The 24,908-nt window shown below is 71.5% G+C and carries 19 protein-coding genes; 8 read left to right on the top strand and 11 right to left on the bottom strand.

The features are described 5' to 3' along the window. Window positions 1-436: 436 nt before the first annotated feature. Window positions 437-1,399, bottom strand: a complete 963-nt coding sequence (locus AWZ10_RS48375; RefSeq protein ID WP_060892635.1) for a patatin-like phospholipase family protein — start codon at window positions 1,397-1,399, stop codon at window positions 437-439. Window positions 1,400-1,584: 185 nt separating this feature from the next. Here AWZ10_RS48375 and AWZ10_RS31260 point away from each other — a divergent pair, with 185 nt between their 5' ends. Next, on the top strand, window positions 1,585-2,277 hold the full coding sequence (locus AWZ10_RS31260) for a TetR/AcrR family transcriptional regulator (protein ID WP_060892632.1): 693 nt from the start codon (window positions 1,585-1,587) through the stop codon (window positions 2,275-2,277). Window positions 2,278-2,330: 53 nt separating this feature from the next. On the opposite strand, the gene AWZ10_RS31255 is transcribed toward AWZ10_RS31260, so the two are convergent. Together AWZ10_RS31255 and AWZ10_RS31250 are read right to left on the bottom strand one after the other, a co-directional pair. Continuing rightward, entirely contained in the window at window positions 2,331-2,531 is a 201-nt protein-coding gene (locus AWZ10_RS31255; RefSeq protein WP_060892631.1) for a ferredoxin, read from the bottom strand. Window positions 2,532-2,550: 19 nt separating this feature from the next. Continuing rightward, window positions 2,551-3,843, bottom strand: a complete 1,293-nt coding sequence (locus tag AWZ10_RS31250; protein ID WP_060892630.1) for a cytochrome P450 — start codon at window positions 3,841-3,843, stop codon at window positions 2,551-2,553. A gap of 163 nt (window positions 3,844-4,006) precedes the next feature. Here AWZ10_RS31250 and AWZ10_RS31245 point away from each other — a divergent pair, with 163 nt between their 5' ends. Beyond that, window positions 4,007-4,483: a MarR family winged helix-turn-helix transcriptional regulator gene (locus AWZ10_RS31245; RefSeq protein ID WP_037690012.1), complete on the top strand. Its 477-nt coding sequence runs from the start codon at window positions 4,007-4,009 to the stop codon at window positions 4,481-4,483. 161 nt (window positions 4,484-4,644) lie between these two features. Here AWZ10_RS31245 and AWZ10_RS31240 read toward each other — a convergent pair whose 3' ends face one another. Next, on the bottom strand, window positions 4,645-5,781 hold the full coding sequence (locus tag AWZ10_RS31240) for an SCO2400 family protein (protein WP_060892629.1): 1,137 nt from the start codon (window positions 5,779-5,781) through the stop codon (window positions 4,645-4,647). A gap of 418 nt (window positions 5,782-6,199) precedes the next feature. Between AWZ10_RS31240 and AWZ10_RS31235 the strand changes: the two genes are divergently transcribed. Then, entirely contained in the window at window positions 6,200-8,029 is a 1,830-nt protein-coding gene (locus AWZ10_RS31235; protein WP_046707313.1) for a lysyl oxidase family protein, read from the top strand. A gap of 83 nt (window positions 8,030-8,112) precedes the next feature. On the opposite strand, the gene AWZ10_RS55855 is transcribed toward AWZ10_RS31235, so the two are convergent. Both AWZ10_RS55855 and AWZ10_RS31225 read right to left on the bottom strand, forming a co-directional pair. Continuing rightward, window positions 8,113-8,601 carry a hypothetical protein gene (locus AWZ10_RS55855; RefSeq protein WP_408992837.1) on the bottom strand — a complete coding sequence of 163 codons (489 nt, stop codon included), beginning with the start codon at window positions 8,599-8,601 and terminating at the stop codon, window positions 8,113-8,115. Between the two features lie 219 nt (window positions 8,602-8,820). After that, window positions 8,821-9,819 carry a PhzF family phenazine biosynthesis isomerase gene (locus AWZ10_RS31225; RefSeq protein WP_079104503.1) on the bottom strand — a complete coding sequence of 333 codons (999 nt, stop codon included), beginning with the start codon at window positions 9,817-9,819 and terminating at the stop codon, window positions 8,821-8,823. Between the two features lie 92 nt (window positions 9,820-9,911). Between AWZ10_RS31225 and AWZ10_RS31220 the strand changes: the two genes are divergently transcribed. The 3 genes from AWZ10_RS31220 (at window position 9,912) to AWZ10_RS31210 (ending at window position 12,697) form a co-directional block, all read left to right on the top strand. Then, window positions 9,912-10,802 carry a LysR family transcriptional regulator gene (locus tag AWZ10_RS31220; protein ID WP_046709324.1) on the top strand — a complete coding sequence of 297 codons (891 nt, stop codon included), beginning with the start codon at window positions 9,912-9,914 and terminating at the stop codon, window positions 10,800-10,802. A 553-nt stretch (window positions 10,803-11,355) separates the two neighbouring features. Then, a complete protein-coding gene (locus AWZ10_RS31215; protein ID WP_060892634.1) occupies window positions 11,356-12,117 on the top strand; it encodes a hypothetical protein in 762 nt (253 codons plus the stop codon). A gap of 163 nt (window positions 12,118-12,280) precedes the next feature. Continuing rightward, window positions 12,281-12,697, top strand: coding sequence for a hypothetical protein (locus tag AWZ10_RS31210; RefSeq protein WP_060892628.1), 417 nt, complete (start codon window positions 12,281-12,283; stop codon window positions 12,695-12,697). On the opposite strand, the gene AWZ10_RS31205 is transcribed toward AWZ10_RS31210, so the two are convergent. The 4 genes from AWZ10_RS31205 to AWZ10_RS31190 all read right to left on the bottom strand — a co-directional run bounded on the left by AWZ10_RS31205 (window position 12,694) and on the right by AWZ10_RS31190 (window position 17,140). After that, window positions 12,694-13,104: a DUF6262 family protein gene (locus AWZ10_RS31205; RefSeq protein WP_046709326.1), complete on the bottom strand. Its 411-nt coding sequence runs from the start codon at window positions 13,102-13,104 to the stop codon at window positions 12,694-12,696. The genes AWZ10_RS31210 and AWZ10_RS31205 overlap by 4 nt on opposite strands. Beyond that, entirely contained in the window at window positions 13,094-15,268 is a 2,175-nt protein-coding gene (locus AWZ10_RS54110) for a tyrosine-type recombinase/integrase (protein ID WP_234360978.1), read from the bottom strand. Before AWZ10_RS54110 ends, AWZ10_RS31205 begins: the two co-directional genes overlap by 11 nt. A gap of 155 nt (window positions 15,269-15,423) precedes the next feature. Next, window positions 15,424-16,509: a tyrosine-type recombinase/integrase gene (locus AWZ10_RS31195; protein WP_060892627.1), complete on the bottom strand. Its 1,086-nt coding sequence runs from the start codon at window positions 16,507-16,509 to the stop codon at window positions 15,424-15,426. A gap of 247 nt (window positions 16,510-16,756) precedes the next feature. Further along, complete coding sequence (locus AWZ10_RS31190) at window positions 16,757-17,140, bottom strand: DoxX family protein (RefSeq protein WP_046709596.1); 384 nt, start codon at window positions 17,138-17,140, stop codon at window positions 16,757-16,759. Window positions 17,141-17,311: 171 nt separating this feature from the next. Here AWZ10_RS31190 and AWZ10_RS31185 point away from each other — a divergent pair, with 171 nt between their 5' ends. Then, window positions 17,312-17,785: a carboxymuconolactone decarboxylase family protein gene (locus tag AWZ10_RS31185; RefSeq protein ID WP_046709597.1), complete on the top strand. Its 474-nt coding sequence runs from the start codon at window positions 17,312-17,314 to the stop codon at window positions 17,783-17,785. Between the two features lie 189 nt (window positions 17,786-17,974). Then, complete coding sequence (locus AWZ10_RS31180) at window positions 17,975-18,898, top strand: RNA polymerase sigma-70 factor (protein WP_046709594.1); 924 nt, start codon at window positions 17,975-17,977, stop codon at window positions 18,896-18,898. A 44-nt stretch (window positions 18,899-18,942) separates the two neighbouring features. On the opposite strand, the gene AWZ10_RS31175 is transcribed toward AWZ10_RS31180, so the two are convergent. Then, window positions 18,943-24,908 (bottom strand): non-ribosomal peptide synthetase (locus tag AWZ10_RS31175; RefSeq protein WP_159058404.1); only part of this gene is annotated, 5,966 nt, incomplete at its 5' end.

Below are 24,908 nucleotides of genomic sequence, written 5' to 3'. Positions count from 1 at the left end.
CGTGGCCTCTTTCGCACACGAGAAGAAAAAGCTGATCAGCACAACAAGGTACTTTTCGTTTCCCGCGGGCCAAACCCTTCCCGACTGTGATGTTCCCCAGTGGCTCACGGCGGCGGTGACGTTCGGAGGGCGTCTGTCATCGGCCACCTGCTGGGCACCCGCGACGTGCAGCCCGCGCCCTGACACTGCCCCTGGGGGCACCCATGCGAAGAGAAGCCCTGCTGACGCTCGAGGGGGTGTTTGTTGGTGTACGGAGCGGCGGTTGGCCTGGTGTGTTGCTGGTTTGTTGAGAGGTCGGGTGACCGGTTCCAGCGGGGCTTGGTTTGTCGTAGGTAGCTCTGGCGTGAAAAGGCTCGGTTGGTGTTTGTGCTGGTCAGGGCTGTTTGTGCCGGCGGGGTGGTGGGTTGCGGGGTTCTCGGCTGCGGGTGCTGGGCCGTCAACGGTCCTCGGGTTCCCTCGCCGCGCCCGGCTGCGCGCGGCCGGGCCAGATCTCGGCTACGTGCCCTGCCGCCTCCGTCGCCTGCGCGTGGCCGGCGCGGGCCGCGCCAGGGCGGCGGGAGTCGGCGGTCATGTCTCGGCCCATCGCCCGGCGGGAGACGGAGTCCGGGGTGAGGAGGACCATGGCGGCGCCCCCGGCGGAGAGTTCGGCGGCCTGCTGCTGGGCAGTGGGGTGAGGGCCCACGGCCCTCGGGATCGGCGCGACGGCCAGGACACGTTCGTAGCCGCCGGCCAGGTCGATGTTGGCGGTCGAGCGGCAGCCGCCGTCCAGCCAGCGACGTCCGGCCGCCGCGACGGGCGCCGAGACCAGCGGTACGGCACAACTGGCGGCCACCGCTTCGAGCAGCGTGACCTGCGAGGTGGCGTCGAAGACGGTCACTTCGCCGGTCAGGGCGTCGACCGAGGTGATGCGCAGGGCCCGTTCGGGCCAGCCGCCAGTCGTGTGGGCCGTGCGGGCCGCGCGAGTCACGTGCGCTGGGCGAGTCACGTGCGGTGGGCGAGCCTCCGGCTGCCCGGCATGCCCGGCCGTCTCTTGCCCGGCATGCCCCGCCGTCTCTGCCGGTCCTCCGTTCTCCGCGCCGTGCAGGAGCGGTCGTAGGACGTCGAGGAAGCCGGGGTCGGGTTCGGGGTGGGCGGCCAGGGCGGCGCGGGCGAGGCGGCGTACGGAGCGGTCGGGGTCGCGGGACCCGAGGGCGGCCCAGAGGAAGCGGAGGGTCTGGGAGAAGGTGACGTTCATGGCGATCCGGTCGGCGCCGACGAGCTGGCATTCGTAGATCTCGCCCGGTGTCTCGCCGGTCGCGAGCCGGGAGCCGAGGATCGCGCCCGCCGAGGTGCCGATGACGACGTCCGCCCGGTCGAGGTCGACCCCGGCGTCCGTGAGGCCGGCGAGCACCCCGCTCATCCACGCCCAGCCGACCGGGCCTCCGCCGCCGAGTACCAGTGCCGTACCGCCGCCCACGCTGTACCTCCTGTGCCGTGTCCCGGAGGGGAACAGAGATATGGGGAGTGCTCCCCATTTTCTGGCTCGACGATAACATCGGGACATCGGCACCGGGGTGGAGTCCCCGTTTATCGCGGAGGATCAGGATGACCGTCGGTGCGGGCCGTGCGACACCGTCGCCGCGGCGGCGTGACGCGCAGCGGAACCGGGAGCTGCTGGTGGCCGCGGCCCACGAGGTGTTCACCGAGCAGGGGCTCGAAGCGCCGCTGGATGTGATCGCCCGCCGGGCGGGGGTGGGGAACGCGACGCTCTACCGGCACTTCCCGAGCCGCGCCACCCTCATCGACGCCGTCTTCCACGACCAGCTCGCGGGCACGATGGCCATCGGGGACCGGGTCCGCGACGCGCCGGACGCCTGGACCGGGCTGCACGAATACCTCGGGGCGGTCTTCGACACGCTGGCGGCCGACCGGGGCACGAACGACCTCATGACCACGCACGTGCGGGGCGTCGACGTCCTTGAGGACGTGCACGAGCACAACCGGCGGACCGTGGACCACCTGCTGGCGCGAGGCCGCGACGAGGGCACGGTCCGGGCCGACGTCACCACCGAGGACGTCCTCTTCGCCCTGGCCGCCCTGGGCCGTGCCGTCCCCGCCCTCACCACCGTGACCGCTCCCGACGCCTGGCGCCGCCCCCTGGCCCTCCTCCTGGACAGCCTCCGCCCGCCCGCATCCACGGCCACACCCCCGCCGCTCCTGCCGGGGTCCGCCCTCACCTCCGAGCAACTCGGTGACGTACTAGCCGAGTTGGGGCCACATCGGGCGGCGAGAGGGTAGCGGGCAGGGCGACAGGCGAGGGCTCGCTGATTCACGTTCGGCGGACCGGTGGCTCATGTCCCGTCGTCGAGGGTGATCGCCGCAGCCGGGCAGACCGCCGCCGCCTCGCGGACGGCCGGGTGGTGGGGCGGGGTGGGGGCCGGGTCGAGGAGTACGACGATGCCGTCCTCGTCCCGTTGGTCGAAGATCTCGGGGGCGATCAGGACGCATTGCCCGGCGCCGCAGCATTTCGTCTCGTCGACGTGGACCTTCATGAGACTTCCCTCCCCTTCTTCACCAGCGCACCGGCACCTCGCGCAGGCCTCCCACGAGGAGACCCTCGACCTTGCGCAACTCCTGTGCTGGGACGGCGAGTTCGAGGGTGGGGAGGGTGCGGAGCAGGACTTCGAGGACGACCTGCAGCTCGGTGCGGGCGAGGGCCTGGCCGAGGCAGGAGTGGGGGCCGGCGCCGAAGGTGAGGTGCGGGTTGGGGCTGCGGGTCAGGTCCATCTCGGCGGGGGAGGCGAACACCCGGTCGTCGCGGTTGGCGGAGGACATGCCGCAGAAGACCGTGGTGCCGCCGGGCAGCAGCTCCCCGTCGAGGTCCACGTCCTCGCTCAGATAGCGCCGCATCCCGAAACCGCCGAGGTTGGCGTCGAAACGCAGTACCTCCTCCACCGCCGTACGGACGAGGGAGGGGTCGGCGAGCAGCCGCTCCCACCGGCTGCGGTCGGCCAGCAGCAGCGCGGCCATCTTGCCGATCATGTTCGCGGTGGTCTCGTGGCCGGCCACCAGCAACCCCATGCCGGTGGCGAGGAGTTCGGCCTCGGTGAGCCGTTCGGCCTCCGGCAGCGCGGCGCTCTCCACGATCAGCATGCTGAGCAGGTCCTCGCCCGGCTCGGCCCGCTTCGCCGCGACGAGTTCGGCCATGTACCGCGCGAACTCCGTGAACGCCGCCCGCGTCTCCTCCTTCGAGAAGCGGCTGACGTTCAGGAACGCGTCGGACCAGTGCGAGAAGCGGTCGCGGTCCTCGGCCGGCGCGCCGAGCAGATCGCAGATGACGTACACCGGGAGCGGGAAGCCGAGGGCCGCCTTGAGGTCGGCGGGCTGGCCGCGCTCGATTATGTCGTCGAGCAGGGACTCGGCGATCCTCGCCATGCCGGGGCGCAGGGCCGCCATGCGCTTCGCGGTGAAGTACCGGCCGACCTGGCGCCGCCAGCGCAGATGTGGCTCGCCGGTCTCCGGGATCGCCAGCGCGTACTCGGGGGACGCGTCGGCCGCGACACCGCCCGAGCCGTCGGCGGAGAGGCGCGCGGTGTCGTCCCCGGCACGCGGACGGGCGAAGCGGGGGTCGGAGAGCAGGGCGCGGACGTCGTCGTAACGGCTCACGAACTTCGCCCTGTCGCCGCTCGGCAACTCGACCGTGGCCACCGGGCACCGTGCGCGCAGCCGCTCCCATGTGGCGGGCGGGTCCAGGGGGCCGTCACTGGTCATCGGCAGCCGGACCACCTCGTCGTCCGGACCCGTCCCGGCCCGGGGCCGGTCGTTCCCGCTCGTCCTGTCGCCGCTCGTCTCGACCTGGCTCATGTCGCATCTCCTGATGGGGGGTGGGGGCGTGGAGGGAGATGGAAATGCACGCTACACAGGTAGTGCATGATGCATCAATGGTGCATCATGCACTCTCCATGCATGGCGCAATCTCGACGTAGGGTGAGGGGCCCATGGAGGCCTGACAGGCAGGAGGAGACCGGTGGATGCCCGAGAGGCGGGGGAGCGCATCGAGCGGGAGCTGTTGATCCTGACGCGGAACCGCGAGACGTCGACGCCCCGTGGCGTCCGCGACGGCGGTGCCCTGGACCGCAGCGCCTATGTCCTGCTCAGCAGGCTTGAGGCCCAAGGGCCCATGTCCATCCCGGACTTCGTGGAGGCGTTCGGGTTCAACGCGTCCACGTTCACCCGGCAGACCTCGGCGCTCCTGCGGGAGGGCCTGGTGGAGCGGACCCTCGACCCCGACGGGGGAGTGGCCCGCAAGTTCCGTGTCACCGACAAGGGGTCGGCGCGTCTCGCCGAGCAGCGGGAGGAGTTCGTCGTCGGCCTCACCGGCGTCATCGCCGACTGGCCCGCCGAACGCCTCCGGCGCTTCGTCGCCGACCTGGAGCGGTTCAACACCGACATCGAACGCGTCAGCGGACGTTCTTGGCCACGCCCGATGGCCGACGAGCACTGAGGCGCAAGGGCACTGAGAAGCAGGGTCACTGGGGCGCAGGGGCACTGAGACGCAGAGAGTGCCGACGAACACCGACGGAAGAGCGACGGTGGGGACAGAGGAGGGCTGACCGCCTGGCAGCGGTCAGCCCCTGTGCATCCGGTCGGTCGTACGGCCGTACGTCAGCTCACGCACACGATGCCGAGCAGGCACAGCCCCGAAGGTGACGTCGTCGCCGTGTCGGAGCCGGAGCCGGAGCCGGAGCCGTCCGACGTCCCCGTCTCCGTCCCACTGTCCGAGCCGGTGTCGGTGCCGCTCCCCGAGGAGTCCGCACCGGTGTCGGTCCCGGTGCCGGTGTCCGAGCCCGTGCTCGTGCCGGTGTCCGCCGAGGGGCTGGAGTCGTCGGTGGCCGGGGGCGTGGTCGTCTCGTCCGTCGGGGTGGCGGTGTCGCCGGCCGTCCCGTCGGTGGCGGAGGAGCCGGTCCGGGCCTTCTGGGCGGACTGGTCGGCCGACGCCGTGTGGGGCGAGTTGGGGTGGTTCGGGCGGGAGTTCGGCCGGTCCGCGGCGGAGCGGTCACGGGAGGTGTCGCCGGACGGGGACCACGTGGTGGGGGTGTCCGCGGTGCGCCGCGCGTCGTCGGTCTCCGTCGCCGGCGTACGGCCGCGCTGCGAGCCCTGTTCCTCGACGGAGCCCAGGCTCTCGGCGTCCGGTGCCGTGGCCGCCTGGGTGCGGTCGGTGGACTGCCGGTCCATCCCCAGGACGGTCAGACCGCCGCCGACCAGCGCGACCGCGGTCGCGACCACGGCCCGGCGCTGGTTCTTCTTCCACCGCGCCACCTGACGCCGCCGCGCGGCCCGCCCCTGCGGCGCCGCCGGAACACCCGCCACGTCCACGTCCATGTCGGCGACGGCGTCCGCCTCCATCTCGACGTTTCTGATGCCGGACGCCGACCCGGCGGTCGCGAACGCCTCGGTCGCGAACCCGTCGGCCGTGAATCCGTCGGTCGCGAACCCGTCGGCCGTGAATCCGTCGGCAGCGGACCCGTCCGCCACCGGCTCGTCCGCCACCGGCCCGTCGGGCCAACCGCCGTCCGTCGCCCCGTACCCCCAGGTCTCCGCCGCCAGTGTCGGCACCATCGGTGCCGCCGGTGTCGTCGGAGGCAGCGGGATCATGACCGTCCCGGCCGTCGTCCCGGTCGGCCGGGACGGGGCGACACGGCTGTCGATCGTGGCCGGGGCTATGTCGGGCGCGTAGGCGCCACAGCCGGGACACACGAGGGCGCCGTTGAGATGTCGGCGACATGAGGTGCAGTAGTCCATCGAGGTCTTCCTGTGTTGACATGCCGTCGACCCGCCGGGCCGCAGGGCCGGTCACGCCACGTTCGCACGTGGGATCGAGCGGATCGAGCCGTCAGCAACGCTAACGAGGCATTCTCAGGGCTGTGTGCAGGCTGTGTGACGCTCCTGCGCGGATTCGCCGGGGACTTGGGGCCGGTCCCGCAGGGATGTGCCGGCATGTGTTTGACGCGTGCGCACCCTCCTTTCGGCGAATTCCGCATCAACAGGCAACCCCCGCCCGTCATTTACCGGTCTCACAGATTGCTCACAGAGCGGACGGGTCGAGTCCGGCCCGCCCGAGGCGTGTTGGGGCGCGCCCGAGCGGTCGGCCGGGCTTCCGGTCGGCCGACCGGTCCGGCCGGCCGTCGTCCGTGGGTTGTCCAGTCCGATGCCACTGACCATGGCACTCGAAGACGAGGAACCGATGACCAGCCAGATGACCAGTCCGAACAGTTCGAACAGTCCGGTGAACGACGGGGCGGCCGAGGGGGCGACCGGCCGGACGAGAGGTCAGGACCGCCTCAGCCGACTGAAGCGCCCCGGCCTCGCCACCCTGGCGTCGCTCACCGTGGTGGCCGCCATGGCTGGAGCCGCCCCCGGCGCCGGTGCCGCGCCCGCCGCGACGCCCGGGAAGCCGCAGCTCAAGCTGATCGCCGCGTCGAAATCCGTGACGCTCACCCGCTACGAGTGGTCCGAGGGCGTCAGCCTGCAGCTCGGCACGTACGTCTCGGTCGACAACGCGCCCCTGGAGTTCCAGGTGACGCGGAAGTCGTACAAGACCCCGGTCGTCGCCAAGCAGATCCTCCGCAACGGCAAGACCGTGAAGACGAAGACGCTTCCCGCCGGGACGGTCGACGACTTCTCCGGGCTGCCCGGCTTCCTGGAGATCTCGGTCAAGAACGCGGCCGGGGCCGAGGTGGTGAAGAGCAAGGGCAACTTCTGTCCGAACAACGCCTCGGGCCGGATCCGCCCGAACGCCCCGGCGACCAACCACTATCCGCAGAGCTGCTCCACCAACCCGTGGACGCTGGGCTCGGTGTGGGGCGTCGAGAAGGGCTGGGCCACCAACACCACCAACTGGGACTACGACCGGACGGTGGACCTGCCGGCGGGCGAGTACACCGCCCAGGTGCGGGTGGCGAAGAAGTACCGCACCCTGTTCGGCATCCCCGACGACCGGCCGACCATCAAGGTGACGGTACGGGAGGACACCGAGGGCGGCGAGGGCGGCGAGGGTGGCGGGGCCGGCCTGGCCCCGTCGAAGACCTCGTCGTCCTCCGGTCACCACGGCGGCCACGGTGGCGGCCACGCCGCGCAGTCCACCCAGATCGGACAGCCGGTCCCGGACACCCACCACTTCGGCCCGCGCGGCGCCGATGCCCCGACGCCGCCCGAGCTTCCCTACGCCCTCGTCGACCGGGGCCGCGCCAAGCACCTGGGCGACGGCGCCGGCCACACCGACGGCTCCCGCATCGCGTCCCCGCTGAAGGCCAACGCCAAGCGGCCCACCGGCAAGGCGAGCGTCCCGAAGAACGTTCCCAAGCCGGACCTGCGGTCGCTGCCCGCGTGGGACATCGCCATCACCGACGGCGAGGACGGCGACGTACCCGGCAAGGACTACCTCGCCTTCAGCGCCAACGTCTGGAACGCGGGCCCCGCGCCCCTCGTCGTCGACGGCTTCCGCAAGCCCGGCGCCGACCTGATGGACGCGTACCAGTACTTCTACGACGCCAAGGGCAAGCAGATCGGCTACACCCCCACCGGCACCATGGAGTGGGACCCGCGCGAGGGCCACGAGCACTGGCACTTCACGGACTTCGCCAGCTACCGCCTGCTCAGCGCGGACCAGACGAAGCAGGTGCGCTCCGGCAAGGAGGCGTTCTGCCTGGCCAACACGGACGCCATCGACTACACGGTGAAGAACGCCAACTGGGCCCCGCAGAACACCGACCTGTCCACCGCGTGCGGTTCGCAGGACGCCATCTCCGTGCGTGAGGTCCTCGACGTCGGCTCCGGCGACACGTACACCCAGTACCGTCCCGGCCAGTCCTTCGACATCACCGATCTGCCGAACGGCACGTACTACATCCAGGTCATCGCCAACCCGGAGAACCGTCTCCAGGAGACCAACCACAAGAACAACATCGCCCTGCGCAAGGTGATCCTCGGTGGCAAGGAGGGCGCCCGCACGGTCCAGGTACCGCCGCACGACCTGATCAACGCGCCGTAACGGAAGCCTCGCCTTCGACAGCAACGAACCCCCAGGCCCTGGGCCTGGGGGTTTCGCGTTCGCCGTGCGAGGGGCTGTGTGCGTCACGCCTTGGCCGCCCCGGCGACCTCCGCCCGCTCGCCGGCCGGGCCTTCCCCGGCCGGGCCCTCCGGGGCGCGGACGGCCGGGCGGTGCTTCGGGACGAAGGAGGCGAGGAAGAAGGCGAGGAGGGCGGCGCCGGCGCCGATGGCCATGACGACCTTGAAGCCGTTCTCGGAGGGGAGGGCGTAGCCGCCGAAGTCGGTGGTCATCTGGGCGAGGATGACGCCGGCGAGGGCGGAGGCGGTGAGGTAGACGGCCTGTTCGGCCAGGGCGCCGGGGGAGGGCTGGAGCAGGTGGAGGACGAGCGTCGCGGCGGTGGTGGCCGCGTAGGCGGCGGCCGAGCCGGCGGACTGCCAGTGTTCGCGCCGGCCGGGGCGGTGGGGTGCGGCGAAGGTGAAGCGGGCGTGGAGTTCGGTGCCGAGGAGGGTGGAGGCGATGGCGATGACCGCGTTGGCCAGCGTCCAGGGCATCGGGCCGGCGAGGAGGGCCACCGCGCCGCTGGAGAGGAGGCCGACTCCGCCGCCGAAGAGGACGAAGCGGACGAAGCGGGCGAAGGAGGAGAGGGGGCCGGGAGGTGCGGGGGCGGTGGGCGCCGCGGGGGCTGGGGCGCGTCGCCCATGGCGGTCTCCGTCCGCTCCTGTGTCGCGGCTGGATGAGGGCCAAGCACTGGGGGAGTGCGTTCGGAGGGCACCCGCAATGGGTGTGTGGGGTCAGTCGATCGGGACCGCCTGGCCGGTGACCCGGGTGCGGGGGTCCTCGGGGGACACGTCGATCCGCAGGTCGCTGGGGCGGCCCATGTCCTCGCCCTGGCGGATCGTGACGGTGGCCGGGGCGGTGACCAGGCCGAGGGTGCGGAGGTAACCGCCGAAGGCGGCTGCCGCCGCGCCCGTCGCCGGGTCCTCCACGACGCCGCCCACGGGGAACGGGTCCCGGGCGTGGAAGTGTTCCGGGGACTCGCGCCACACCAGGTGGACGGTCGTCCAGTCGTGTCGCCGCATCACTTCGGCGAGGCCGTCGAAGTCGTAGTCCAGGTCCGCGAGGCGGGCGCGGGAGCCGGCGGCCAGGACCAGGTGGTCGACGCCGCCGAAGGCCACGTGCGGCGGGAGCGCCGGGTCGAGGTCGTCGGGGGACCAGTCGAGGGCCTTCAGGGCCGCGTCCAGTTCGGGGGCCGTGGTGGGGCGGGAGCGGGTCGGCACGCTGGTCAGGGTGGCACGGGCCGTGCCGTCGGCGTCGTCGACCGTCGTGGCGACGGGGATCTCGCCGGCCAGGGTGTCGAGGAGGATCCCGCCGGGGCCCAGCCGCTCGGCGAGCGCCACGGCCAGGGCGACGGTCGCGTGACCGCAGAAGGCCACCTCGGCGAGCGGGCTGAAGTAGCGCACCCGGAACCGGCGCGCGGTCTCGTCGGCGGCGGTGACGAAGGCCGTCTCCGAATAGCCCACCTCGGCGGCGATCGCGAGCATCGTCACGTCGTCGAGCCCCGAGGCGTCCAGCACCACCCCGGCCGGGTTGCCGCCCGCCGGGTCGTGGGTGAAGGACGAATAGCGAAGGATCTCGGGAAGCGGGGTCTCGGGGCGTGACGTGCCTGCCGACGGCTCGGGGTGGTCCACGGGGCTCGTTCCGTTCGCGTCGTGGGCGTCGTGGGCGTCGTGGGCGTCGTGGGCGTCGTGGGCGTCGTGGGTGTTGTGGGCGTCGTGCGGGTCGCTGGTCATGGCTCCACGCTGTCACCGCGCGGTGATCGAGTCCAACGATTGGTTTCGATCCAGTCCATCGGAAAAGTCGATGGGCGGCCTAGGCTGACACCGTGGACACCCGACTGCTGCGCACCTTCACGACCCTCGCCCGGACCGGTGGCTTCACCGCCGCTGCCGCCGAACTGCACCTCGCCCAGTCCACCGTCACCGTGCACATCCGCACCCTGGAGCGGGAGTTGGGCACCCGGCTCTTCGACCGGCTGCCCACCGGCACGCTGCTCACCGAGTCGGGCCGGCGTCTGCTGGAAGGCGCGGAGGAGGTCCTCGACGCCGTGGCGCGGCTGCGGGCCGGTGGCGGCGCGGGTGACGGTGTCGTACGGGGGCGGGTGCGGGTCGGCACCCCGGAGTCCCTGTGCGCGACCAGACTGCCGGGCGTGATCGCGGCCCTGCGCACCCACCATCCCGAGGTGGACGTCGACCTGCACGCGGCCGGGACTTCGGAGTGCGTCGAGGGGCTGCGGGCCGGGCGGCTCGATCTGGCGCTGCTGCTGGAGGGCGAGGCCGACTTCCCGGATGTGACGGCCGAGCCGGTCGCGCGCGAGCCGCTCGCCCTCGTGTGCGCTCCCCGCCATCCGCTCGCGGCGCGTACGCCCGCGGTCACCTGGGAGCGGCTGGCGACCGAGACCTTCTTCCTGCTGGAGCAGGGCTGTTCGTACAGCGACGAGTTGGAGCGGCGGCTCCTCGCCGTGCCCGAATCCCGGCCCCGGCTCACCCGGTTCGGCAGCGTGGACGCGGCACGGTCCTGCGCCGCCGCCGGTCTGGGGCTGACGCTGCTGCCGCTGACGACCGTGGAGGAGTATCTGGGTCAGGGGCGGCTGACGAGGGTCCGAGGGCCGCGCTTCGCCGATGTCCCGGTGCGGCTGGCCCGGCATCGCAGACGCTGGACGGCACCGGCGACGGAGGCGTTCGCCCGGGAACTGGTACGGCAGTTGGGCGCCTGAACGGAGAGCCGGTACGGCAGGCGGTCTTCTGTGGCGGAGCGCCCGGCCGGGATCTCCCCGGCCGGGCAACGGGCTTGGGGAACATGAGGACGGCGGTTCGCGCTGAGTTCGATCTTGGTCGGCGTGTGGTGATCCGTTGGCATGGGTGATCTGTTTCGCTGGGAGCTTCGGTCGAAGATCTACGCTCTGTCGTGGTGGGTGGCTGGCTCCGCCGCATGCCGGTGGAATTCCTGACGGATGACCAGGCCGTTATCTGGACCTTTCTGGCTCGTCAGCCATTCTGAGCTGGTCTTTTGCGTGGCTGACAGTGTCAGCTCCGTCTCCGTAGAGTTGTCCACGGCGGGAGCTGATCCAATTGGCACCGCACGAAAGGGATGTGGACGGTCACGTAATGGCCCCGGGCTACGGTCACGTAATTCCCCAAGCTGCCATCCCGTCGTTCCGGAGGGGTGTCCGGGGCCAGCGTGCCTGAAGGCGTCCCGAACTACCGCCCTGAGCGGAGGCCACGCGAATTCACATGACAGTTGCGAGCCAGCTTCGCGATCATTGGGCGATGACCACGAGACCGGACCTTCTCCGTCTGAGCATCGCGTGCCCTCCACCCGACGAGGGCGGCGTGGAGGTCCGCCCGATCGTCGATGGCCGGGATCTTCTGGCCGAGATGGTCCCCGGTGGCGTGGGAGGCTCCCGGTACCTCGGAGTAGGCCCCAGGGATCTGCTGGGCCAGGACGGGCCGTTGCATGCCACGGCGACGCTCCACGAGGTTCGTCTCGCTTGGTCCGGGTGCGGCGTGGAGGAGTGCTGTGGCGCGCTGTACATGACGGTCACGCGTAACGGGGATCATGTTGTCTGGGCGGGCTGGCGCGACCTGGCCAATCAGAACTTCGACCTGCCGGAGCTTCGGTTCACCGCAGGTCAGTACGAGGCCGAGGTCCTGCGAGCCGGAGAGGACCGCAGTTGGGAGTGGCTGGCAGGAGCGGTTGCGCGGCTACTTGAGGCGGGGCTGAGGGGACGCGGGGACTGGCTCGTCAGGTGGGACTGCGAGTTGGAAGGCGTCTGGGCCTCCCGCAAGGAACTCGATCGAATTCACGTCGTCCTGAGGCATCCCCGTAGCCGGGCCGATGCAGATCTGCCCTGGCTCCAGTTCGGGATGACCCTCCCGATCTCCGCGGACGCCCCATCGGTCCAAGCCGAGCTCCTTGAAGCGCGGCTGACCGCGGGCGATCCCCGTGCCACCGCCGAGGTCTGGGGAGGTTCGCATGATGCCGAGCAACTGGGCTACCCATGGCCGCCCGTCGACCCGCTGTTCATGTGAACGGCAGGGAGAGGCGGGGTTGGGCCCTACCCTGCCGTTGGCCATCCACTCGCAACCTCCATGCCCATGGGGAAGCGTGACCGTGAGGGTGGGGAATTACGTGACGCTGACCATGTAGATCGTGGGGAAAAGCGTGACCGCTGACAAGGGAGAACCCACCCGCATGACCACGCCTCCGTCCGAACGCACCCTCATCTACGCCGAAGACCTCAAGCCCGAGGACGTCCGCGCCCTGGAGACGTTCCTCAACGTCCAGCTGGGCCGGGTGTACGAAGAGGTCGGCGAGGCTGGTGAGACGTCCTTCGCCATGCGTGCTCTGCTCCGCCTGGTCTGCGACTCGGCCGGACTCCTGTACACGCTGCTCACAGTGGAGCAGCCAGAGAGGTGGCAGCGGGCCGCAATCGTGCGCGAGTGGCAGCGGCTACGCAGTACGGCCCACGAGTTCAACCACTGCGAGGGCTATGACCATGATCGCTGGTGGAACCAGGTACGGCACTTCGACACCTCCGACGAGACCGCCGAACAGGACCGGATCCGCCGGTTCGCCGATGCCGGGCCGTACCCCGAGACCGGACATTAACCGCGTGGGATGGGGATGCCTCGTCGAAGGTCGCGGAGCTGCCCGAGGGCCACGGCGAGTTCGTTACGGAGCCGTTCGTTCTCCTCGTTCAGTTTCCGGTTGGCGTCCCGCAGCGCTCGCACCACCGTCTCGTGCGACTTGGTGGTGATCCGCTGGTGGTCGGGCAGGGCCGGTCGTCCCGTGGCGGGCTGTTTGCTCGCGAGGTCGCGCAGCCTAGCCAGCAGCGGGGCCTGGGCGTTGTCATAGAGGAAGGTGCGGGAGACCCCGGCCCGTGCGGCGACGCTGGCGACGGTCACCGCTCCGCCGTCGCGTTCTAGAGTCGCCAGGACGGCTTGGACGCGCTCGATGCAGTCCAGGCGGCGTTGCTGTGCGGCCTGGGTCAGGTGCGATGAGTTGTCAGCCCGCATCTGCTTCCCTCTTCGTTTCGTCTCGGCCGCCGGGGAGGCCGTCCGACGCTGGGGCGAGTCCGTTGTTCTCCCGGTCGGTGATGCGCGCGATGACGTGCTCGACCGCGGTGGCCAGCCGTGCGTTGACGTCGGCAGCGCGGGATCGGCCAGCGGCTGCGGCGTCGGATTGCAGCTCACGGGTGCGGGCGAGGGTGTCGTGGTGGATGGGCAGGAACTGCAGGTCGCTTTGGAAGTCATCGCAGAAGTAACAGCCGTCGGCTGCGGTCTTTGGGCACGGACGTGAGATGTGCCGTCCGCACCAGCCGCCGGCGACCGCGTGGAGACGGCGTCCGATCTTCTCCGCGAGCCACTCGACGCCGGACAGGTCGCTGTCGCGGTGGATCTTGACGGCCTCGCCCTTGAGGTTGAAGCGGACCTCGTACTTCTCCTCGTACTCGCGGCGAAGCGTGTCGTCCGCGATGCGCGAGTAGTGTTCCTGCATAGCCCAGGAGGTGTGCCCGAGAACCTCGCGGATGGTGCGTCCGGACACGCCCGCATTCGCCATTCTGGTGCCCAGCGTGTGCCGGAACTGATGCCAGCTGACGGCGGCGGCGTCGCCGTTGGAGTCGATGAGGCGAATCCGCTTCAGCCAGGCGTCGAATCGGGTGTCGACGGTGCCGTAGGGCATCGGATACTTTCCGTCCGGGTTCCCGCTGACCTTGGGGAACAGCCACTGGCAGGCGCCGCCGAACCGTTCCCGGACCCGGCCGTGCTGTTCCCGGATCGCGTCCACCACTACGCGGGAGGCGGGGATGGCCCGGAAGCTCTTGTCCTTGCTCTTGTAGTGGACCAGGGCCCAGCGGCCCGACGGGGTCTTCTTCAGGCAGTCGGTCTTCAAGGTGAGGGCTTCGCTGATGCGCAGGCCCTCGTCGCGGCAGATCAGCACCAGGGCGCATGTCTCGGGGTCCAGCAGGGCCAGATTCTCCTCGGACTCGATCTGCTCCATCAGGTGCTCGTCGATGAAGTTGGCCTTCAGCCCGCGCGGCCGCGGGTATTCGTCCCGGTGGATCCGGGCGTCGGCGGGCAGCGCGGGCTGCCAGTCGTAGCGGCGCCACGTTTCGAGCATTGTGGAGACCGCCGACAGCAGGCGGCTGCGGCTCCCCGGGGCCACGGGCTGGCCAAAGTACGGTCCCTTCTGCTCCACCGTCCTGCGGCCGACCCAGCCGATATAGGACTCCAGCAACGGCCGGTCCAGCACCGCTGGGTCGTTTTGCCGGTCGGGTCGGGCCTCCGCGAGGAACCGGGAGAAGAGCACGAAGTCGTGGAGGTTGCGCGCGGCCGACCGCAGTTCCGTGCGCGCGAGCCGCAGCCGCAGGTAGCGCTTGACCGTCTGCCTCAGCCAGGGCTGGGTGATGCCGGTGAAGTCCAGCGGGGCGACGCGCTGGCGCTCCTCAATGCTGTAGCCGAGCCGCTCGGGGCGCCAGACGTCCCTGTCCCACTCCTCCGCTGGTCCGTCGAGGTCGCCGAGGGCCTCCAGCAGATCGGTGAAGAGCTGTGGGACGGTGGTGTAGTTGAGCGACAGGCAACGCCAGTGGTGGGCGGGATGGTCCCGTACTGAGGAGACGCCCTCGGCGATGACGGTGTTGACCGCGCGGACCCAGGAGCTGGGGACCACTTTGGAGCGTCGCTGGTCGGTGCGGAGCTGGAGCAGGTACTGGAACTCCACTGCCGCCAGCGGCGGCAGGCCCGCGACGGAGAAGCTGGGGACGTTGCGGAGCGTCAGCTCGGCGGGCAGCGTGGCCACCGGCGGCCGACCGACCTTCGTCCAGCGGTAGTGGTGCCCGTCGCACAAACCGCTGCGGCTGATCTCGTAGCCGCAGTTCGGGAAGCCGCACCGTCTCGCCGCCGGATGGGAGAGGGCCGGCGCCGCGGCGGCGTACTGTCGGACGCTGATGCGCTGGCCCCGCGAGTGCAGACCGTTGAGGTCGGCCAGGTGCAGGTCACACAGGCCCGAGAGTCCGCCGGAGTACCGGCATCCGCTGACCAGGCACGGTGCTACGTCCAGGCTCAGCCCGGCCGGCCAGTTCGCTGGGTCCGCGATCCACGCCTCCCGCTCGGGCCGACCGGCCTTCCGCCAGGCCGCGTCGTGCCCGGCGCACAACCCGTGCGAGGCATTCTTCCTCAAGCACGGGGCGATCACGCACGGAGTCGGGGCCAGGAAATGCCCGGCGGGCGGCACGAAGCGCTCGACTCGGAACTCCGGTCGCACCACAGCAAGCAGGGCCCCGGCCCTCGGATCTCCAGGAAACGGGACGACGGCGGCCAGGCGGCCCTCGGCGCTCACCACGAGCCCCTGAAGCCGACGCGGTCCAGTTCTTCGGCCAAGTCATCGGCGTCCAGGTGGCCGTAGGTGTCCGCCGTGGTGTGGACCGAGCGGTGCGTGAGCAACTCACTCGCCACTTCCAGCCGCACGCCCGCCCGCAGCAGCGCGGTCGCGTGAGTGTGCCGGAACAGATGTGGGTGAAAGCCGACCCCTGTGCGCCGTCGCAGCCGCTTGACCAGACTCATCGCGGCCCAGTACCCCATCGGCGTACCGACGGTTCCGTTCCACAGGTTCACGAACACGTAGTCGCAGTCCAGCTCCCCATACTCGGCGAACAGATATTCCGTGTAGAGGTCGAGCAGCGTCTGTCGGACAGGGATCTCCTTCGGGTCGTGGCTCTTGCCGCGTGCGCGGTTGGCGTTGTCCTCCCGGGGCCGCAGCGTGAGCGTCCGCCGGTCCGTGTTGATGTCCTCGTGCCGCAGGCCCAGCGCCTGCCCGATCCGACAGCCCGTCTCGAACATCAACGCCATCAGCAGCCGGTCTCTGAGCCGCTCGCACGCGTCAAGGATCCGCTGGACGTCGGCGTCCGTCAGCGTCGTCGGCCGTCGCTTGACCTGCTTCAGCCGTGTCGGCCGACGGGTGACCTCTCGTTCCGCGATGCCGGCGAGGAACCCGCCGTGGTCGCCGACCGAGGGCGCCCGGCGGCGCGTCAGATGGGCTCCCATGCCGACACCGCGGCGCGCGAGGAACTCGTAGAACATGTAGACGCTGTTCAGCGCGCGGTTCACCGTGGATGGCTCCCGGGCAGGACCGTCAGCGCCCGCCGGCCGCAGCCGCCCCGGCTGGACCGGGCGCCGCAGCCACCCGGCGAACTGGTCCACGTGCTCCGGGGACGTGGACAGCAGATCGACGTCCAGGAGCTGGAGGAAGACCAGCCACGCCTTCAAATCGAAGGCACGGGCCCGAAGAGTGTTCGGCGAGTGCTCCCGGTCGGTGCACAGGGCGAGGTAGTCGTCCACCATCTCGACGACCCGCCCCTCGCCGTCCACGACGGTGTACGTCTCGCGACGCATCCCCGACCCCACGACCCGTCGCACGTACATCCCCGGCCCTCCCCACCCATTGGTTCCACGGATGGAGCAACGACCGTCACGAACAACGGTCACGACGGAGTGTCAGCCACAGGCACAGATGCCACCTCGTGAGCCACATGCCTTACGTCGCTGACACCTCAAGATCAGGTACAGATAAAGGCCGAGGCGTACGGGAAGTTCGCCGAGGAGCCGACACGGCCGGAGCCGGCTCGACGATGACGACGACGGCCAGGAGGCGTGAGCCGAGTGCCGGTGGTCAGCCGGTGAAGGGCATGGGACCGAAACGGCCCCATGCGAGGAAGGCAGCCAGGGCGAGGTAGACCAGGTCGCCGGCGATCGTGGCCTTCTCGCCACGGCGCAGACGCATGGTGACCGCGCAACCAAACAGCAGGACAAGTCCGGTGGCGGCCAGCGGCACCAGCACCGGCGCGATGTCGAGCACCGCGGGCAGAATCAGGCCGACCGCGGCCAGCAGCTCGACGGCGCCGATGGCCTTGAGAGCGCCGGGGCTGAACTCCAGGACCCATTGTGCAGAGGAGCCCATCGCGGCCAGCTTCTCCTGCGGCACGAACATCTTGGAGCTGCCCACCAGGCAGACAGCGGCGAGCACTCCGGCGATGATCCACAGCGCGACGTTCATCGTCAACTCCCTGATCGAGGACTTCAGCACCCGAGACGAGGCAGCGACTCGGCCTGTGACATGCCCGAGCCCGGACAGCGCAGAGACATGGGTCACGCCGCGCCATGTCACAGGAGTGAGGGCCGCCTCGTCTCGGGGGTGAAGGCATCGACACACGTGGAGGAGCACACGATGGACGCGCGACTGAACTACTTCGCCAACCCGACCACCGGCAAGGCCCTCAAGCACTTCATGTCGGCCGGCCGGGAGCTGAAGGAATCGCCGCTGTCAGCCACGACGCAGGAGTTGGTGGCGCTGCGCGTGAGCCAGATCAACGGCTGCGCGGTCTGCATCGACATGCACACCAAGGAAGCCGCCGCGGCCGGCGAGAGCCCGGTGCGGCTGAACCTGATCGCGGCCTGGCGGGAAGCAACGGTCTTCACCGAGGCTGAACGCGCCGCGCTCGCGTTGGCGGAGCAGGGGACCCGGGTCGCGGACGCGGCCACCGGGGTCAGTGACGAGGTGTGGGAGCGCGCCGCCCAGCACTACGACGAGGGGCAGCTCACGGCCCTCGTGCTGCTGGTCTCGTTCATGAACACGGTGAACCGGCTGAACATCATCACCCAGCAGCCGGCCGGCGATTACCAGGTCGGCCAGTTCCACTGAACCGCCACCGCACCCTGGCCCGGGTCAGGCATGCCGGGGCCGGGACGCCATGAGCAAGGCCATCGGGTCGGTGGCGGTGCGAGCGTTGTCCGCTCCGCTCACACATCGGATGATCTCCGAAAGACGCCTCGTCGGCGTGGGTCCGGCCGGGCACTCGGACAGCAAGTCAGACAGCAAGGGGGAGTCGGCGTGGGCAAGGTCGAGGAGTTCGAGGAGCTGCGGCCGCTGCTGTTCTCGATCGCCTACCGGATCCTGGGCAGCGTTGGCGAGGCGGAGGACGCGGTGCAGGAGACATGGCTCCGCTACGACGCCTCGACCACCCGGCCCGTGTCGGCCAAGGCGTTCCTGTCGGCCACGGTGACCCGGATCGCCATCGACGTACTGCGCTCCGCCCGGGTGCGGCGGGAGGAGTACGTCGGACCGTGGCTGCCCGAGCCGCTGCTGGACGATCCGTACGAGGACCCGGCCCGCGCGGCGGAGCTGGCCGACTCGGTGTCGATGGCAGCGCTGCTGCTCCTGGAGCGGCTCAGCCCGCTGGAGCGGTCGGTGTTCGTGCTGCGGGAGGTCTTCGCCTTCGGCTTCGACGAGATCGCCGCGGCGGTGGGACGCTCGGAGGCGGCGTGCCGACAGTTGCTCGTACGGGCGCGCCGTCACATGAACGAGGGACGGCCCCGGTTCGAAGCGGACCGCCAGGAGAGGCAGGAGCTGGCGAGGCGGTTCTTCGAGGCTCTGGCGCAGGGGGAAGTGGACGGACTGCGGAGTCTGCTGTCGGCCGATGTCCAGCTCGTCGGTGACGGTGGTGGCAAGGCCCCGCAGCTGGCCAGAGCCGTCGCCGGCGCCGAGAACGTGGCCAGGCTGCTCGCCACCGTCTACCCGCTGATGGCGCGGGTCGACATCACGTTCGAACGGCACGAGGTCAACGGCCAGCCGGGCGCGCTCTTCCGCGACCGCGACGGCAAGATCCTCCACATCCTCGCCCTCGACGTGCTCGACGGGCAGATCCAGACCATCCGCTCGGTCATCAACCCCGACAAGCTCGGCCACCTCGGCCCGGTCGCCGACGCCTGGGCCGTTGATCAGGAGGTGAAGCAGACCCGCAAGCAGACGCGGTGACCTCCCAACCAGCCTGACAGGGCAGAACCGGAGCGTGAGCGCGCTCAGCGCGACCGCCGTGGTGGGGGCAGGGCGGTCAGGGTCTCCGGCGTGATGGTGTGGTCGAGGAGGTGGAGGGGGGCCGGGTGGACGCCGGAGGCTTCGGCGGCGTCCCAGTGGGCGAGGGCGCGGGGGAGGTCGACCAGGCCGTGGATGAGGGGTAGTTCCGTACCGGAGTCCGGGTCGGCGAGGTGGGCGTGGAGGAGGGACTCCAGGCGGCAGGAGGCGAGGGTGCCGGGGAGATGGAGTGCGAGGTGCTGCTGGGCGCGGGCGGTGGCGTGGCCGGTGAGGGCGGCGGCCGGGAGGTCCGGTGACAGGTGCGTCTCGGTGGAGCCCAGGGCCAGCAGGCCGCCCCCGACGATCAGGACGTCCCGCTCGTGCCTCATCCGGTCCAGGGCCCGCGCGGTGTCGAAACAGTGCGGGAAGGAGTCGTCCACGACGATCGTGCCGGGCCGCAGCCGGTCGACGTCCAGCAGGGTCGTCGGGCCGCCGCTGACCGCCGTGACGATGACGTCGGCCGTCCCGTAGACCTCGGCGGGGAGGGCCCGGGGGTGCGTCGGCTCGACGACGTGTACGGCCATGGTGGGGTGGGCGGCGGAGAGTTCGGCAGCCAGCCGCTGGAGGCGGGGGGCGCTGCCAGGCACGTCGCAGAGCAGGAGCCGGGCCGGCGGGCGGGGGCTGCGGGCCAGGAGCAGGCGTAGCGACGACGTGCCGATGGAACCGCAGCCGACGACGGCGAGGGTGAGTTCGGCGAGGTCGCGGCCGGTCGCGTCGAGGGCGGTGCGGACGGTCTTGACCACGGCGACGGTCGTGGTCGCGTGGCCGGTGGTGAGGGTCGTGGTCGTCGCCGCGGTCCTGCGGAGGACGTCGTAGCCGTAGCCGGTGAGGGACGGGATCATGCCGGCCAGGGAGACGCAGCGGGCGCCGAGGGACGCGGCGTGGTCCACGGCGTGCGCGGTCAGGGTGGCCAGGTCGTCGGTGGGGAGCGGGCCGGTCAGTTCGTCGGCGAAGAGGGGGAGCGAGACGAAGCCGGATCTGCCCAGGGGCGTGGTGACGCTCTCCAGGAGCCTGGCTCGGCCGTCCGGGAAGAGCAGGGTGCGGATCGCTTCCCGGCCGGGTGCCGTGTCCGGGGGGAGCCCGGCGAAGGCGGCCAGGTGGTGGGGTGCGGGGAGGTAGCCGATGAGGGCCGCGTCGAGGGGTGGGGCGGGGGTGGTGGCGTCGTGGTGCGGTGCTTCCGCCAGCTGCTGGCTCAACCCCTTTGCGAAAACGGTGAGTTCTTCGAAGGAGACGGCGCTCGCGGACGCGCGGGCCGTGACGTGCAGGCCCTCGCCGTTCGGGGAGGGGCGTACGGCCAGGAAGACGTCGGTGCCCACCGGCGGCGGGGCCAGCTCCGTCCCGGTGTCGTCGGCCCGGAGGGTCAGGGTGGTGTCGGGGGGTGTGCCCAGGGCGGTGAAGTCGAGGAACGTGAAGAAGAACTGGGCGGTACGGGGGAGGCCTTGGGGTGTACGGAGGTCCAGGGGGCCGGCGGTGCGGGCCGCGACCGACTCCGTGGCGATACGGCGGAGGTCCTCGCCGAAGCCCGGGGGCGGGAGTTCGCCAACGGTCGCGGGTTCGCCGTCGGTCGTGAGTCCGCCGTCGGTTGCGAGTCCGCCGTCGGTCGGGGGTGTCGGGCGCAGTGCCACCGCCTCGGCGAACGGGCCGAAGACGTGGTGTGCGTCCTGCGTCGTCTCGTCCCTGCCGGTCACAGCCAGGCCGAGGACCAGGTCGCGGCGGCCGGTGAGGGTGGTGAGGGCGCGGTAGTACGCGGTGAGGACCGGGGCGTGGAGCGTGGTGCCGGCGGTCCGGGCGAGGCGGCGCAGGGCGTGGGTGCGGTCGGTGTCGAGAGTGAAGGTGGTGGTGTGGAAGGCGGGAGTGGTGCCGTCGGGGTGGGGTGCCCGCAGGACGGGTGGGGTGTAGGGGGCGAGGTGGCGGGCGCGGTACGCCTCGGCCTGCGGGGTCGTGGGCTGTCGGGGTGCGGTGCGGTGGAGTGCGTGATCGCGGAAGGTGGAGTGCGGGGGCTCCAGGCCGTGGGGGAGGCCGCGTGCGAAACGGCCGTACACGGTGAGGAGTTCGCGGGTGAGGAGGGCCGCGCTGTAGCCGTCGCCGATGAGGTGGTGGGCGTGGACGAGGAGCACGTGCTCGTCCGGCGCGAGGGTGAAGAGGCGTAGGCGCAGCAGGGGCCAGGCCCAGGTCTCGAACCGGCGGTTCGCCTCCTCGGCGGCCCGTTCCTCCAGGAGGCCGGGGTGGGCCAGGGTCTCCGTCTCCACGGGGAGCCGTAGCGAGGCCGGTAGTTCCTGCTGCACGGGTGGGCGGGCGCCCGCCGGGAAGACCGTGCGGAGCATGGGGTGGCGGGCCATGAGGACGTCGACGGAGCGCTGGAACACGTCCGGGTTCAGGGGGCCCTGGATACGGAAGCGGGCCAGCCAGGCGGGGTTGGCACCGGAGGTGTCCGCAGTGCCGGAAGCACCGGGTGTGTTGGATGCGAGGGCGTCGGCGAGGAGGAAGCCCTGTTGGGAGGGGGTGAGGGGGTACGGGGTGAGTGGGTGGGGGGTGAGTGCGGGTTCGGGTTCGGTCTGCCGGTCCTCACCGGGTGCGGCGGGGGCCGTGGTGGTGACGGTGGGGACGGTGGTGTCGTCGATGGCCGCCGCCAGGGCGACCAGGGTGCGGTGCGTGTAGACGGCGGTCGGGCGTGGCAGTGCGGGGCGTTCGTGGCGTAGGCGGGAGAACAGTTCCAGCACGGTGATGGAGTCGCCGCCGAGCGCGAAGAAGTCGTCCCTACGGCCGATCTCGGACTCCGGTATGTCCAGCAGCTCGGACCAGGCACGCGCCAGAAGGTGTTCGGTGGGGGTCGCGGGAGGCGTGCGCGGGGGGTCGACGGGCGTGCGCGCCGAATCGGTGGACGTGCCCGGCAATTCCGTTGGCGTGTCCGGGAGTTCGGTGGACACGCGCGGGAGTTCGGTGGGTGTGCGCGGGGGTTCGGCGGGCGTAAGCGGGGCTGCTTCGCTGCGGGGAGCGAGGCGGTTGCGGTCGATCTTGCCCGTGCCGGTCAGGGGGAGGGCCGGGAGGGAGTGGACGCGGGCGGGGAGCATGTACGGGGGGAGGGCGCGGGAGAGGAAGGCGCGCACCTCACGGGGGTCGAGCCGGCGGCGGTCGAGGGTGTGTGCGCCGGTCCTGGGCTCGACGTACGCCTCCAGCCGCCCGTCGCGCAGCAGTACGGCCGCGCGGGCCACGCCCGGGTGGGTGAGCAGGGCGGCCTCGACCTCGCCGAGTTCCACGCGGTGGCCGCGGACCTTGACCTGGTCGTCGAGCCGGCCCAGGAACTCCAGTACCCCGTCGGCCGTACGGCGGACGCGGTCGCCGCTGCGGTACCAGCGGCGGCCCTCCCGTTCGGTGAAGGCGGCGGCCGTGAGGTGGGGGTCGCCCAGGTAGCCGGGGGTGAGGCCGGTTCCGGCGATGAGGAGTTCGCCGGGTTCGTCGGGGGCGCGTTCGCGTCCGTCCTCGCCTACCACGGTCAGTTCGGTGCCGGCGACGGGGCGGCCGATGGGAAGGTGGCGTACGTCGTCGGCGGGACGGGTGTCGATGATGTGGCAGGTGGCGTTGATGGTGGCCTCGGTCGGGCCGTAGAGGTTGGCGATCCGGTGGGGGTGCGAGGGGCGCGGGCTGTCGGCGGCGGGGGTGCCGAGAAGGTCGAACCAGCGGCGTACGTGGGCTGCGGGCAGTGCCTCGCCGCCCACGTGGACCCAGCGCAGGGCGGACAGGTCGGGGGCCGTGCCGTCCGCGCGGGTGCGCTCTTCGGCGGCGGTCAGCAGGCGTTCCCACAGCGTCGGGACCGAGCTCCACACCGTGATCCGGTCCGCCACGACGCGGTCGAGCAGGGCCTCGGGGTCGCGCAGCAGGTCGCGGGAGAGGGTGTGCACCGTGGCGCCTACCAGCAGCGGGGCCAGCAACTGCCGTACGGAGGCGTCGAAACAGACCGACGCGGTCTGCGCGAGCCGGTCGCCGGGGCCGTAGCCGAAGGTGGCCAGGGACCAGTCGAGGTAGTTCGTCATCGACCGGTGGGTGATGGGAACGGCCTTGGGGCGGCCCGTCGAGCCGGAGGTGAAGATGACGTACGCGATGCCTTCGGGGTCGAGGGCGGGGGCGGGGGCGTCGACTTCCGTGTCGGCGGCCGGTGTGGTGTCGGACGGCTCGGACATCGGGACCGGTGCGGTGTCGGACGCCGGGACCGGTGTGACGCCGTCCAGGCCGGTGGCCGCCGCGTGGTTCGCCGGGTCGCAGACCAGTACGCGCACTCCCGTACGGGACAACTGGTCCCGGTGCCGGACGGTGGGGTGGGTTGCGTCCAGCGGTACCCAGCCGGCGCCCGCGCGCAGGATGCCGACGACTCCGGTGACCGTGTCCGTGCCGCCCGGTTCGGTGAGGAGCCCGACCAGGTCGCCGGGGCGCACGCCGTGGGCGCGCAGTCGGGCGGCGAGGGCGGCGGAGGCGGTGTCGAGGGCGGCGTAGGTGAGCGTGGCCGGGCCGCCGGTGTCGACGGCTATGGACCCGGGGGCGGCGCGGAACTGGGCGCACAGGCGGTCCACGACGGCGCCGCCAGCCGCTCCGGTCGGGGTGGCTGACGGGCCCGTGACGGCGGCGCGCAGTTCGGTGACGTACTCGTCGGCGAGGCGGCGTACGGTCTCGGGGCGGAAGAGCCGGGCCGGGTGGTTCCACGACAGGCGCAGGGCGGAGTCCGCCTCCCAGCAGAGGAGGCCGAGCCGGGTGGCGGCGGTGGCGGTGGCCGCGGCCGTCGGGGTGACGGTGACCGGCCAGTCGGGGCCGTGGACCACCGGGAAGCGGGCGAAGCTGAACCCCGCCTCGGCCGCGGTACGCGGTGCCGGGCCCGTGGCGGGCCGGAGTTCGGACAGCAGCCGGGCGATGTCGGTGCTGCTCAGGGTCGCGTGGGCCTCGGCCTCACCCCAGATCCGCCGCAGCCGGTCGGCGAGCGCGGTGACCGGTTCGTCGGGGTCGACATCCACGAACACCGGCAGGGTGTCGGCCAGTGGCCCCACCAGACGGTCGATCCCGGCGATCGGCAGCTCCCGCCGGGCCCGCGCCACATTGACCGCGACGGCCCGCCGCCCGCTCCACCGCGCCAGACAGCGGCCGTACACCGCCAGCAGCAGGTGGAACAACGAGACCCCGTGCCGTGCGGCGGTCTCGCGGAGTGCGGCGGTCAGCGCCTCGTCGATGCCGGTGCGGTGGTGGGTGAGGGGCGGGGCGGGGGGTGCTTCGGGGTCGCCGTCGTACGGCAGGGAGGGGGAGGGGGAGGGGGAGGGGACGATGCGGTCGGCGAGGCGTGCGCGCCAGTACCGCTGGTCCTCGGCGAACGCAGGGGAGCGGCGTTCGGCGGTCACGGCGGCCGCGTAGTCGGCGAACTCGGGCTGCGGCAGCGGCAGTTGGAGTGGGGCGTCGTCCTCGCGCGCCAGAGCCGTGTAGAGCGACCAGAGTTCCTCGGCGAGGAGCTTGAGGCTGAAGCCGTCGGCGGCGGCGTGGTGGACGACCAGGAGCAGGTGGGCGAGGTGCGCGTCGTCACGCTCGTGGACGAGGACGGCTCGTACCGGGTCCTCCGTCGTCAGGTCGAACGGGCGGTTGCACAGGTCCTGTTCCAGCCGGCGCAGGTCGTGCGTCTCCCGTACCTCGTACCAGCGGGGCGCCGTGTCCACGGGCCCGACGGGGGCGGCGTACTGGCGTGGGCGTGCGCCGCCGTCGCCGGTGATCCGCATACGGAGCATGGGGTGACGGGCGGCGAGGCGGGCGAGTGCCCGGCCGAGGAGGACGGTGTCGAGGGGGCCGCTGACGCTCTGGCGTACGTAGCCGTAGGCGGTGACGCCCTCGTGGAGGGTTTCGGTGGTGTGGAAGGCGAGTTGGAGGGGGGTCAGGGGGTGGTGGG

The organism is Streptomyces europaeiscabiei (assembly GCF_001550375.1).
GTDB classification, from domain to species: domain Bacteria; phylum Actinomycetota; class Actinomycetes; order Streptomycetales; family Streptomycetaceae; genus Streptomyces; species Streptomyces europaeiscabiei.
This window is presented reverse-complemented; position numbering and strand designations above follow the sequence as displayed.

Excerpts from the sequence above, each read along its gene's own strand:
- AWZ10_RS48375 (WP_060892635.1), bottom strand. The coding sequence starts at position 1,399 with ATGAGCGGGGTGCTCGCCGGCCTCACGGACGCCGGGGTCGACCTCGAC.
- AWZ10_RS31260 (WP_060892632.1), top strand. The coding sequence starts at position 1,585 with ATGACCGTCGGTGCGGGCCGTGCGACACCGTCGCCGCGGCGGCGTGAC.
- AWZ10_RS31255 (WP_060892631.1), bottom strand. The coding sequence starts at position 2,531 with ATGAAGGTCCACGTCGACGAGACGAAATGCTGCGGCGCCGGGCAATGC.
- AWZ10_RS31250 (WP_060892630.1), bottom strand. The coding sequence starts at position 3,843 with ATGAGCCAGGTCGAGACGAGCGGCGACAGGACGAGCGGGAACGACCGG.
- AWZ10_RS31240 (WP_060892629.1), bottom strand. The coding sequence starts at position 5,781 with ATGGACTACTGCACCTCATGTCGCCGACATCTCAACGGCGCCCTCGTG.
- AWZ10_RS31235 (WP_046707313.1), top strand. The coding sequence starts at position 6,200 with ATGGCACTCGAAGACGAGGAACCGATGACCAGCCAGATGACCAGTCCG.
- AWZ10_RS31225 (WP_079104503.1), bottom strand. The coding sequence starts at position 9,819 with ATGACCAGCGACCCGCACGACGCCCACAACACCCACGACGCCCACGAC.
- AWZ10_RS31215 (WP_060892634.1), top strand. The coding sequence starts at position 11,356 with ATGACCACGAGACCGGACCTTCTCCGTCTGAGCATCGCGTGCCCTCCA.
- AWZ10_RS31210 (WP_060892628.1), top strand. The coding sequence starts at position 12,281 with ATGACCACGCCTCCGTCCGAACGCACCCTCATCTACGCCGAAGACCTC.
- AWZ10_RS31205 (WP_046709326.1), bottom strand. The coding sequence starts at position 13,104 with ATGCGGGCTGACAACTCATCGCACCTGACCCAGGCCGCACAGCAACGC.
- AWZ10_RS31195 (WP_060892627.1), bottom strand. The coding sequence starts at position 16,509 with ATGTACGTGCGACGGGTCGTGGGGTCGGGGATGCGTCGCGAGACGTAC.
- AWZ10_RS31190 (WP_046709596.1), bottom strand. The coding sequence starts at position 17,140 with ATGAACGTCGCGCTGTGGATCATCGCCGGAGTGCTCGCCGCTGTCTGC.
- AWZ10_RS31185 (WP_046709597.1), top strand. The coding sequence starts at position 17,312 with ATGGACGCGCGACTGAACTACTTCGCCAACCCGACCACCGGCAAGGCC.